This is a genomic window from Mycobacterium sp. MUNTM1 (assembly GCF_054660795.1).
On record NZ_BAAGDE010000096.1, the window covers coordinates 1 to 12990 of the forward strand.

General features: G+C 69.2%; 3 protein-coding genes. All 3 read right to left on the reverse strand.

The genetic code is table 11. From position 1 onward, the window contains the following. A partial coding sequence (locus ACYQ8K_RS29035) for a condensation domain-containing protein (protein ID WP_459974685.1) occupies positions 1-1415 on the reverse strand: 1415 nt, incomplete at its 3' end. A 617-nt stretch (positions 1416-2032) separates the two neighbouring features. Continuing rightward, complete coding sequence (locus tag ACYQ8K_RS29040; RefSeq protein ID WP_459974687.1) at positions 2033-9682, reverse strand: non-ribosomal peptide synthetase; 7650 nt, start codon at positions 9680-9682, stop codon at positions 2033-2035. Further along, on the reverse strand, positions 9679-12990 hold a 3312-nt coding region (locus tag ACYQ8K_RS29045), incomplete at its 5' end, for a condensation domain-containing protein (RefSeq protein WP_459974689.1). The genes ACYQ8K_RS29040 and ACYQ8K_RS29045, both read right to left, overlap by 4 nt.

Consider the following 12990-nt stretch of genomic DNA (forward strand, 5'->3'; position numbering starts at 1 on the left):
ACCGCACCCGGCGACCGCCCCACCTGCCCACCAAACAACCCCACCACCGACACCGGCACCAACGAACACCCCAACGCGAAACCGTTGCCCCACTTCTCCAGCCGAGCGTGCTCGACCTCGTCGACCACATCCAGTGACCTCAGCCGCCGGGTCGGGTCGGCCGTCATCGCCACCAGGAGCTGCTGCAAACGCGCAGCAAGGTCGGGCGCATCGAGGCCGGACCACGGCTGCCACCTGCCCGCCGTGCTGAGGAAGAGCTCGTCGCCGTCGCTGGAGAAGATGAGGCCGAAGCCGTCGGCCTGACCGGAGTTCGTGTAGGACGCCGAGGCCATGACGCCACCGAAGGGCAGGGTGAACGCCGACGGGATGAAGTTGACGCTGACCCGTTCGGGCGGCTTCGTCAGGCCGCGGACCTTGCGCTCCAAGGCGTGCACCGGAAACCGCTGATGCTGCACCGCCTCGCCGATTCGCCTCTCGACGTGCTTGCAGAACTCGGCGACCGTCGCTCGTGGCGCGGCGGTGATAACCAGCGGCACAACGCCGGCCACCATGCCGGGCAGCGTCTTCAGCTCCGGGCGCACCCGTCGGTTGACCGGAAAATCGAGCACCACCTCCGGGCCGTCAGCGCACCACCCACGAACCAACAGCGCGCACGCGGCGGTGATAACCGACGTCTGCGATACGCCCCAGACGTCGGAGAACCGGTGCACCCGGCGCACCACCGCGGGGTCCAGCGCGACCGGAGCGGACGGCCAGGGGTCGCGCTCCCCCGCGCCGTCGGCCGTGCGGTGCTGCGCGTCGGTGTCCGGGGGCAGGTTGGCGATCCAGTAGGCCTCGTCGTCCCGGTAGTCGCCGGAGGCCTCGTAGTCCGATTCGCAGTCGATCAGCTGACGCAGCGAGCCGAAGACGGCCGTCGGGATGGGCCCGGCGGACACGATCGCGGAGTAGATGGAGGCGATGCGGTGGCCGACCAGCCCGACGCCAGTCCCGTCGATGACGATGTGGTGGCAGCACGCGAAGAAAAAGAATTCGTCGCGCCGGGTCTGGAAGAGAACGAACTTGAACAGCGGGCCGGTGAGCGGCATGGGTGTGCGCTGAATGGCCAGCGCTCTGCGACGGGCTTCGTGCTCGGGATCGGGCGAATCGCTCAGGTTGACGAACGTCAGCTCGACGTCGGGGTCATCGATCGGCCGCTGGACGACCTCGCCGTCGACCTCGAAGAAGGCGACCCTGGTCGGCTCCGCCTCGTGCACCGCTTGCCGGATCGCCCACTGCAGGGCGTCGCGCTGGACCGGGCCGTTGATCCGCACGAACAACCCAAGCTGCCACTCGGTGTCGGAGTGACCCGTTTCCTGCGCAAGCCAAATGTCCAGCTGTCCGCGCGTCAGCGGAAGTGCCTGGTCCTCAAGCTCCATCCATCTCCCCAACCACAGGGTGTTCCTTTCAACCCCCCGGTTGAGTGGAGCCGCTCGCGCAGATGCTCAGGCCATGGCCCGGTGCGCTTCCGCTCGAGATAGCTCCGGCGCTCGGCGCGGTCCGCCTCGCGGCGCTCGACCCGGCACCCGGGCCCAGCGTCGGCAAAGGCCGACCACAACCTCGCTGCTGCTCGTCGTTGGCCGAGGCGACCGGGCCGGCCGGCGCCGCATCAATACGGTCGGCGCTTAACCCACTCCGGAGACCCCGTAGTCAACATGAGTGCAACAGTTGGGACGCTAGTAGACGACTACCCTGTAGGTCCAGGGTTATCCAAACTTAATGTCCTGTGAATTACCCAAAGCAATAGACATCACTCAACACCTGGGCCTTGATACATACTGTTAGTACTGGTTAAGATCATGGCGGCAACATGCGGTATGGCATGGTTTCGGGGGTTGGGGCATTGGTCGCTACGCATTGCGGCATCGACCGTTATCGCCCAGTTATAGGTCGCCAGTTCCCCGCCGGCAATGGCCAGCCATCAAGACGAATTGCGCAGCACGCAAAAGCGGCGTGGCCCGGAGGGACCACGCCGCTTTCGAGCCCCTCGAAGGAATTACAGCAAACCGAGCAGTTGAAGGTCGGTGACGTACTTGACGATCACCGAGGCACTGACATGCGGGATGTCGTTGTCGGCACCGACCTTCGCTTCCTGCACCGCGGCGCGGAAGCGATCCGTCGGGGCGAAGGCACCCCGGGCCGGCTCGGCGGGCTGCAGGTTCTTCGGATCCCGCAGCAGCAACGTCAACATCTGCAGGACCGAGTTCTGCCGCTGCCGCTCCGGCAGGCCGCGCAGGCCAGTCTCGAAGCGCCGCAGCCACTCGCCGAAGTCGCCGACGCGCTCGATCGGGTAGCCGGCTTCGATCAGCCAGTCGACGTATTCGTCGAGCCCGATGCCGTCGTCGTGCGGGTTCATCACGTGGTACGTCTCGAACCCGTCCATCACCTGGGCGCCCAGTTTGGCGATGGCCTCGGCGACGAACTCGACGGGCAGGCCGTCGAAGTGCGCGCTCTGCCGGTTACCCTCGGCATCCAGGTGGTAGAAGGACTTCGGCGCGGTGCCGGTGGCCACGACACTCAGGATCATCCGGGTGAAGATGTCCGCCACGTTGAGCTGACCGGCGTAGGTGGTGTCGGCCAGGATCATGTCGGAGCGGAACACCGAGACCGGCAGCCCGCACAGGTCGTTGGCCTCGCGCAGCAGCACCTCGCCCGCCCACTTGCTGTTGCCGTACCCGTTGGCGTAGCCGCCGTCGATGACGCGCCGGGCGCTGATGACCCGGATGTCGCCGTCCTCGGTGAACTCCGCCGGGTCGATCTGGCGGCCCACGTCCGAAGTCGACACGTACGCGTACGGCTTCTTCTTCGTGGTGAGCGCCAACCGGATCAACTCCGCGGTGCCCCCGACGTTGGGAGTGAACAGCTCGTTGTAGGGCAGCACACCGTTGACGACGGCCGCGGAGTCGACGATCAGGTCGACGGCGTCGGCCAGCCGCTGCCAGGCCTCCTCGTCCAGGCCGAGGTTGGCCTGGCCCTTGTCACCGGCGATGACCTGCAGGTGCTCTTCGGCCAGTTCCTGGAAGTGCTGCAGCAGTTCCGGGTCACCGCTGTCGAAGGTTTTCTCCAGACGGCGCCACGCGTCCTCGTCGGACTTGGCCCGCACCAGGCAGATCAGCTTGCCGTCGACCTGTTCCAGCTGCTCGAGCCATTCCAGTGCCAGGTAGCGGCCCAGGAAGCCGGTCGCCCCGGTCAGCAGGACTGTCCGGATCTCGGCGCTCGGGCCGGGCAGCGTCGGCGCGGTCGACAGCGTCGTCGCATCGATGAACTTGTCCAGCGTGAGGTCGCGGGCGAACACCTCCTTGGCGTCGGCTCCGTGCACCGCCGCGAAGCCGGGTCCCGCGGCGCCCTCGGTGTCGACGCCGCTGGTGATCCGGTGCGCCAGGGCGCGGACCGACTGCGAGTCGAACAGGGTGCGCACGGACAGGGCGCCATCGACGGCGGTGTTGATCTCGGCGATCACCCGCATCGCGGACAGCGAATCCCCGCCCAGCTCGAAGAAGGAGTCCTCGACCGAGACCCGCTCCATGCCGAGGACGCGGGCGAAGATGTCGGCCACGATCTCTTCGGTCGGGTCGGCCGGTGCGATGTACTCGCCACCGCGCTTCTGATACTCCGGTGCGGGCAGGGCGCGCTTGTCCAGCTTGCCGTTGACCGTCAGCGGCAGGGCGTCCAACACCACCACCGCGGCCGGCACCATGTAGGCCGGCAGCCGGTCGGCCAACTGGATGCGGATCCCGACCGGGTCGGCGGTTCCGGTGATGTAGCCGACCAGCCTCTTGTCACCGGGACGGTCCTCGCGGGCGATCACCGCGGCCTGCTCGACACCGTCCAGTCCGGCCAGGGCGGCCTGCACCTCACCGAGCTCGATGCGGTAGCCGCGCAGCTTGACCTGCTCGTCGGCCCGCCCCAGGTACTCGAGCTGACCGTCGCGGCCCCACCGGACCAGGTCGCCCGTGCGGTACATCCGCGCGCCCGGGCCGCCGAACGGGCAGGCGACGAAGCGCCCCGCCGTCAGCCCAGGCCGGCGCGAATAACCCGTGGCCACACCGTGACCGGCGATGTACAGCTCGCCGACGACGCCCTCGGGCGCCGGGCGCAGCCACCGGTCCAGCACGAACAGCGCGGCCCGCGGCACCGGCGAACCGATCGGCGCCGATCCCGTTCCGCTCTTCAGCGGCGCGCTCATCGCCGCGTACACCGTGCCCTCGGTCGGGCCGTACGCGTTGATCATCACCCGTCCGGGCGCCCACCGGTCGACAACCTCGACCGGGCAGGCCTCACCGGCCACCACCAACGCCGTCGACTCCAGACCCTCCGGCGAGAGCATGCCCACCGCCGACGGGGTCTGGCTCAACACGGTCACACCCTCGGAGACCAGCAGCGCGTGCAGGTCGTCGGGCGAAGCCGCGACCGACTCGGGCACCACGACCAGGCGGCCGCCGTGCAGCAGCGCGCCCCAGATCTCGTGCACCGAAACGTCGAACACCAGTGAGTGCCACTGCGCCCACACCCCCGCCTCCGGCAGGTCGGCGTGCAGCGTCTCGAGCAGCTGTGCGACGTTCTCGTGGGTGACCTCGACGCCCTTGGGGACGCCGGTGGTTCCCGACGTGTAGATGACGTAGGCGATGTTGTCCGACGACGGGATCGGCAGCGCCGTGCTGGGCTGGCTGGCCAGCCCCGGGTCGTCGACATCGATGACCGTCGGGCTGCAGCCGTCCACCCGACCGCGCAGGCCGGCGGTAGTGACCACGGCGACCGGTTCGGCGTCGGCGAGCAGGAACTCGATCCGCGCGGCGGGCAATGCCGGGTCGATCGGCAGGTAGGCCGCCCCGGTCTTGAGCACCGCCAGGATGGAGACGATGGCGTCGGCGGAGCGGGAGAACAGCAGCGCCACCCGCTCGCCCGGGCCGGCGCCCTCCTCGATCAGCAGGCGCGCCATCCGGTTGGCGGCCTCGTCGAGCTCCCGATACGTCATCGAGCGGCCGTCGAACGTCAGCGCCGCCGCGTCCGGGGTGCTGGCCACCTGCGCGGCGAACATGGCCGGGATGGACCTGCCGGTCGCCGGCTGGGTCAACACCGCGCGGTTGCCGCGTTCGTCGAGCCAGGCGTGTTCGTGCTCGTCGACGACGTCGAGCAACATCAGCCGTCGGGTCGGGTCGACCGTCATCTCCGACAGCACCCGCTGGAACCGCTCGGTCAACTTCTCGATGCCGGCCGCGTCGAAGACGTCGGTGTCGAATTCGACACGCAGGCCCAGCTCGCGGCCCGGCAGCGCCATCACCGACAGCGGGTAGTGGTTGTACTCCCGGTTGGTGACGTCGGTGATGGCCAACTCGTGGAAGCCCAACGGCACGCTGGTGTCGATCGGGTAGTTCTCGTACAGGAACAAGGTGTCGAACAGCGCGTCGTGACCGGTCACGTGGTGGATGTCGCTCAGCGCCAGGTGCTCGTGTTCGAGGGTGTCGTTGTGGTGCTGTTGCAGCTGCTCGAGCACGTCGGCGACGGTGGTCTCCGAGGTGATGCTGGCCCGCACCGGCACGGTGTTGATCAGCAGACCCACCATGGATTCGGCGCCGATCAGGTCGGCCGGCCGGCCCGACACCGCGGTACCGAACGCGACGTCATGCTGGCCGGTCAGGCGCATCAGCAGCTGCGCCCAGGCGGCCTGCAGCACGGTGTTGACGGTGGTGTGGCAGGAGCGGGCCAGCTCGCCGAGGGCGAGCGTGGTCTCCGCGGACAGCCGGTAGGACTCCACGGCTCGCCGCCCGAGCTTCATCCGGCCCGCCGGGCCCACCAGGGTGGGCGTGTCGAAGCCGTCGAGGACCTGGCGCCACGCCGCTTGCGCGGCGGCGCGGTCCTGTCCGGCCAGCCATGTCAGGTAGCTGCGGTAGGTCGCCGGCGCGGGCAACTGGTCGCCGTAGTAGTTGGCGAGGATCTCGCGCAGCAGGATGGGCAGCGACCAGCCATCCATCACGATGTGGTGGTTGGTGAGCACGAACCGGTACCTCTTGTCCGCGGTGCGGATCAGCGCGGCCCGGAATGCCGGACGGTTGGCCAGGTCGCTCACCGCGGCGCGCTCGGCGGCGCACAGCTCCTCGACCCGCTGCTCGGGGTCGAGATCCTCGGCGCCCAGCTGGATGTACCGCCACGCCATCACCGGGTCGGCCGGGATGACCTGGACGGGCTCACCGAACTGCGGGCAGAACCGGGCCGCCAGGTTGGGGTGCCGGTTGACCACGGTGTGCACCGCGTCGTGCAGCCGGTGCGAATCCAGCTCACCGGTGACGGTGATGCCGAGCTGCACCGCGTAGACGTCGTCGCCCGGGTCCTGCGCGAAGCTGGCGTGGAACAGCAGCCCCTGCTGCAGTGGGGTCAGCGGCAGGATGTCGGCGATCTGGTGCTGCTTGCTCAGCTCGTCGATCTGCGGCTGGTTCAGGCGCGCGGGCACGATGTCCGACGGGGTCAACCCGCCGCCACCGCCCTGCACGTGGGCGCAGATGCCGGTCAGCGCCTCGAACCACAGCTGGCTCAGCCGGTTGATCTGCTCACGGTCCATCGCGGAGGCCGCCCACGTCCAGTTGGCGTGCAGGTGGGGGCCTTCCTCGGTGTCCATGGTGCCGGCATTGAGGTCGACGGTGTGCATCAGCGGCATCGCCACCGCCGCCGCCGCGCCGCTCAGCGACAGGCTGTCCGGGCTCAACCGCCACAGCTCACCGGGCAGGTCGGCGGCCGCGCCCAGCCGTCCCAGGTAGTTGAAGCCGATCACGGGGTCGGATCCACCGAGGTCGATGTCGGGGTTCAGGTAGCGCAGCAGGCCGTAGGTCAACCCGTCGGGCAGGGCGCGCAGCTGCTCTTTGGTGGACTTGATCGCCGCGCCCAGCGCGTCGTCGCCGGCGACGACGTTCGCCCAGTCCAGGCCGTCGACCGTCAGCGACACCGGGTACTTGGTGGTGAACCAGCCCACGGTGCGGGACAGGTCGACGTGCGAGCCGAGCTCTTCCTGACGGCCGTGGCCCTCGACATCGATGCCGATCGGCGTTCCGGCGCCCAGGAACTCGGTCCAGGCCATGCCGAACGCGATCAACAGGATGTCCTGCACCCCGGCGTGGAACGCCGCGGGCACCTCACCCAGCAGCAGCCGGGTGGTTTCGACATCCAGCGATACCGACAGCTGCTCGGCGGTCTGGTAGGTGTCCTGCTCGGGGCGCACCGCCGGCAGCACGGCCGGGGTCGCGACCACCTCACGCCAGGCGTCGGCCTGCGCGACCACCGCCGGGCTCTGCGCGTGCTCGGCCAGAATCGAAGACCAGCGGGCGAACGAGGTACCACCCGCGGGCAGCGCCACCGGCTGGCCGCTGTGGTGCTGCGCCCACGCGATGTTGAGGTCCTCGATCAGGGTCCGCCACGACACGCCATCGACGGCGATGTGGTGGATGATCAACGCCAATTGGCTTGTCTCGCTTGCCCACACGGCGCTCACCATCACACCGGCGCCCGGGTTCAGCCGAGACCGGGCTTCCACCAGGGTGGCGTCGGACAGCTGGTCGACCGATCGCAGGCAGTCGGCGGCCTGCACGGTGCCCGGCTCGGGCGCCTCCAGCGACCAGCCGCCGTTGCCGTCGTCCTCCAGGCGCAGCCGCAGCATGGGGTGGCGGTCCAGCAGGGCCTGCAGCACGACCAACACGTCTTCGGAGGTGACGCCCGCGGGGGCGGCCAACACCATGGTCTGGTTGAAGTCGTCGATCGGGCCCTGCACGGTTTGCAGCCAATGCATGATCGGGGTGGCCAGCACCGGCCCGATCCCCTCGTCGACGACCGCGTCCTCGTCGGCGCCGTCGGTGGCCACCCGGGCCAGCCGGGCGACCGTCTGCTCGACGAACACGTCGCGCGGGCGGCACATCACGCCGGCCGCGCGGGCCCGCGCCACCACCTGCATCGACAGGATGCTGTCCCCACCGAGGTCGAAGAACGAGTCGTCCACGCCGACCCGCTCCACACCGAGCACCTGGGCGTAGATTCCGGCCAGGATCTCCTCGGTGTGGTTGCCGGGGGCGCGGTATTGGCCGCCGCGCTTGTGGTACTCGGGCGCGGGCAGAGCGCGCTTGTCCAGCTTGCCATTGACCGTCAGCGGCAGGGTTTCCAACACGACGACCGCGGCCGGGACCATGTAGGCCGGCAGCCGCTTGCCCAGCTGGGTGCGCAGCTCGGCGGGGTCGGCCGTCCCGGTGATGTACCCCACCAGGCGCTTGTCCCCGGGGCGGTCCTCGCGGGCGATCACGGCCGCCTGCTCGACGCCCTCCAGCGAGGCGAGGGCCGACTGGATCTCGCCGAGCTCGATGCGATACCCGCGGATCTTCACCTGCTCGTCGGCGCGGCCCAGGTACTGCAGCTGCCCGTCGGCGCCCCAGCGGACCAGGTCACCGGTGCGGTACATCCGCGCGCCCGGCCCGCCGAACGGGCAGGCCACGAAGCGCGATGCCGTCAGCCCGGCGCGGCGCGCGTACCCGGTGGCGACGCCACGGCCGGCCACATACAACTCGCCGACCACGCCTTCCGGCGCGGGCCGCAACCACTTGTCCAGGACGAACAACGCCGCGCCGGGAACGGGCGACCCGATCGGCGGGGCCCCGGACTCGCCGGCCAGCGGCGTGCTCATCGCCGCGTAGACGGTGGCCTCGGTCGGGCCGTAGGCGTTGATCATCACCCGCCCGGGCGCCCACCGGTCGACTACTTCGGCCGGGCAGGCCTCGCCCGCGACCACCAGGGCCGTGGAGTCCAGGCCCTCCGGCGAGAGCATGCCCACCGCGGACGGGGTCTGGCTCAGGACGTTCACCTCCTCGGCGACCAGCAGCGCATGCAGTTCGTCAGGCGAGCCGGCGACGGACTCGGGAACGACCACCAGGCGTCCGCCGTGCAGCAGCGCTCCCCAGATCTCCCAGACGGACACGTCGAAGACCAGCGAGTGCCACTGCGACCAGACCTTCCCGGGGCCGGTCGGCAGGTCGGCGTGCAAGGTCCGCAGGAACTCGGTGACGTTGCGGTGCGTGACCGCGACACCCTTGGGCGTGCCCGTGGTGCCCGAGGTGTAGATCATGTACGCGATGTCCTCGGGCGCCGGCCCCGCCAGCGCGCTGCTGGGCTGGCCGTCCGCCGCGGCTTCGTCGACGTCGATGACGGGCAGGTCGAACCCGTCCAGCCGGGTGCGCAGGCTGGCCGTGGTCACCACCGCGATCGGCGTGGCATCGCCGAGCATGAATTCCATCCGCGCCGACGGCAGCGCCGGGTCGATCGGCAGGTAGGCCGCGCCGGTCTTGAGCACCGCAAGAATCGAGATGATCGCCTCGGCCGACCGGGAGAACAGCAGCGCAACGCACTCGCCCGGGCGCGCGCCCTGCTCGGCCAACAGGTGCGCCAGCCGGTTCGCGGCCTCGTCGAGCTCGCCATAGGTCAGGGAGCGTTCCCCGAAAGTCAGCGCCACCGACTGCGGAGCGCGCGCCACCTGAATGGCGAACATCTCCGGGATCGACAACGAGGACTTGACCGGCTTGGTCAGTACCGCCCGGTTACCCCACTCGTCGAGTCGATCGTGCTCGCCGCCATCCAGCAGATCGATCGACAACAAGCGCCGTCCCGCACCGACGGTCATGACTGCTCCTCCAAGTCCACGGTCATGGCTTCCAGCACCCGCTTAAACCGCTCTACAAGCTTGTCGATCCTCGCCGCGCCAAAAACGTCTGTATCGAACTCGACGCGAAGGCCTATTTCGTGGCCTGGCACGGCTTGTACCGAAAGCGGGTAGTGGTTGTATTCCCGATTCGTGAATCCAGTAATAGTTAACTCGTCCACGGCCGATAGCGCGGCAGTATCGATGGGATAGTTCTCGTACACGAACATTGTGTCGAAAATTTGGTCATGTCCCGTTACACGATGGATATCGTTCAGTGCTAAATGCTGGTGGTCCAGGGTGTTCGTGTAGGTGCGTTGCAGCTGGTCAAGCAGGTCGGCGATGGTGGTTTCGGCGCCGATTGTTGCGCGCACCGGGACGGTATTGATCAAAAGGCCCACCATGGCCTCGGATCCCGCCAATTCGGTCGGACGGCCCGAAACCGCAGTGCCGAACACCACATCATGCTGTCCGGTCAGCCACATCAGCAGCTGCGCCCAGGCCGCCTGTAGCACCGTGCTGACGGTGGTTCGGCACGAGCGGGCCAATTCGCCCAGCAGCCGGCTCGTCTCCGCGGATACGTGGAATTCCGCGACACCACGCGGACCGAGCGCCATCCGCCCCGACGGGCCCACCAGCGTCGGGGTGTCGAAACCCTCGAACACCTCGCGCCACGCCGCTTGGGCCGCGGCACGATCCTGCTCGGAGAGCCAGGTGATGAAGCTGCGGTACGGCACCGGCGCGGGCAGCCGCACCCCGAAGTAGCTGGCGAAGATCTCTTGCAGCAGGACCGGCTTGGACCAGCCGTCGAGCACGATGTGGTGGTTGGTGAGGACGAACCGGTACGCGTTCTCCGCCGTGCGGATCAGAACGCCCCGGAAAGGCGGCTGCCCGACCAGATCACAGACGGCGACGCGTTCGGCGGTGGACAACCGCTCGACCTGCTCCGCGATGTCGCCGTCGGTGTCCAGTTCGACGTACTGCCAGGCCAGCACCGGATTGGTCGTCATGACCTGCACCGGCTCCCCGAAGTCCTCGGAGAAGCGGGCGACCACGTTGGGGTGGCGGGTGATGACGGTGTGCACCGCTTCCCGCAGCCGCTCGGGATCGACGGCGCCGGTCACGGAGATGTCGAGCTGCACCGCATACAGATCCTCGCCACCCTGAGCGGTTCCGGTGTGGAACAACAGCCCCTGCTGCAACGGGGTCAGCGGCAGCACGTCCGCGATCTGGTACTGCTGCTGCAGTTCGTCGAGGTCCCGCTGGCTCAGACGGGCGGGCGCGATGTCGGACGGGGTCAGGCCGCCGCCGCCGTTGCGCACGTGCGCGCAGATGCCGGCCAGGGCGTCGAACCACAGTTCGCTGAGCCGGCCGATCTGCTTCTCGTCCAGCGCCGAGAGCGCCCACGTCCAGTTGGCCTGCAGGTGCGGGCCGTCCGCGGTGTCCATGGTGCCCGCGTTGAGCTCCACCGTGTGCGGCAACGGCAGCGCCACCGCGCCGGCCGCACCGGCCAGCGCGAAGCTGTCCGGATCCAGCTGCCACAGATCGGCCGACAGTTCGGCGGCCCCGCCGCCGAGCCGACCCAGGTAGTTGAACCCGATGACCGGGTCCGAATCATCCAGTGCCGCTTCGGGATTCAGGTAGCGCAGCAGCCCGTAGGTCAAGCCGTCGGGCAACGCGCGTAGCTGTTCCTTGGCGTCCTTGATCACCCCACCCAGGGCCGCGTCACCGCCGACCACCTGACCCCAGGACAGTCCACCCATCCGCAACGCCACCGGGTACTTCGCGGTGAACCAGCCGACCGTGCGGGACAGGTCCACCTGCGGACCCAGCTCTTCGTTGCGTCCGTGGCCCTCCACGTCGATGACGATCGGCGCGCCGGTGCCCACAAACTGGGTCCAGGCCAGGCCGAAGGCGATCAGCAGAATGTCTTGCACCCCGGCGTGGAACGCCGCGGGCACCTCACCGAGCAGCAGCCGGGTCGTCTCCACGTCCAAGGACGCCGACAACTGTCCAGCCGTCACGTAGGTGTCCTCGGGCTGCGCGTGCGGCAGCACCGCCGGGATGGCGGCCACCTGCCGCCACTCCTCGAGCCGCTCGACCACCTCGGGCCGGCGTGCGTATTCATCGAGCAGTGACGACCACCGCGCGAACGAGGTGCCGCCCACCGGCAGCGCCACCGGCTGGCCGCTGTGGTGCTGCGCCCAGGCGATGTTGAGGTCCTCGATCAGCGTCCGCCAGGACACCCCGTCGACGGCCAGGTGGTGAATGATCAATGCCAATTGGTTTGTCGCACTTGCCCATACGGCACGCACCAGCACACCGTCGGCCAGGTTCAGCCGCGACCGGGCGTCGACCAGCGCCGCTTCGGACAACACGTCGACCGACTCCACGCAGTCGCCGGCCTGCACCGAGCCCGCCTCGGGCACCTCGAGCGACCAGCCGCCGACGCCGTCGTCCTCGACGCGCATCCGCAGCATCCCGTGCCGATCCAGCAGCGCCTGCACCACCACCGGCACGTCGTCGAACGTGACCTCGGCGGGCGCCGCCAGGACCATCGTCTGATTGAACTGCTCGACCGGGCCGTCCATGTTCTGCAGCCAGCGCATGATCGGGGTGGCCACCACGGCGCCCAGCCCCTCGTCGACCACGTCGTCGTCCTCGCTGGCCACCGTGGCAACCCGCGCCAGCTTGGCCACCGTCTGCTCGACGAAGACGTCCCGCGGGCGGCACACCACGCCGGCCGCCCGGGCGCGCGCGACCACCTGCATCGACAGGATGCTGTCGCCGCCGAGGTCGAAGAAGGAGTCGTCGACACCGACCCGCTCGACACCCAGAACCTGGGCGTAGATGCCGGCCAGGATCTCCTCGATCGCGCTCACCGGCGCCCGGTAACGGTCGGCGTCGGAGTATTCCGGCGCCGACAGCGCGCGGGTGTCCAGCTTGCCGTTGACCGTCAGCGGCAGCGCGTCGAGCACCACCACCGCCGTGGGCACCATGTAGCTCGGCAGCCGCTCGCCGAGCTGGGCGCGAACCTCGGCCGGGTCGGCGGTTCCGGTCACGTAGCCGACCAGGCGCTTGTCGCCGGGCCGGTCCTCGCGGGCGATCACCGCCGCGTGCTCGACCCCGTGCAGCGAGGCGAGGGCGGCCTGGATCTCGCCGAGTTCGATGCGGTAGCCGCGGATCTTGACCTGCTCGTCGGCGCGGCCCATGTACTGCAGCTGCCCGTCGGCTCCCCAGCGCACCAGGTCACCCGTGCGATACATCCGCGCACCCGGCGCCCCGTACGG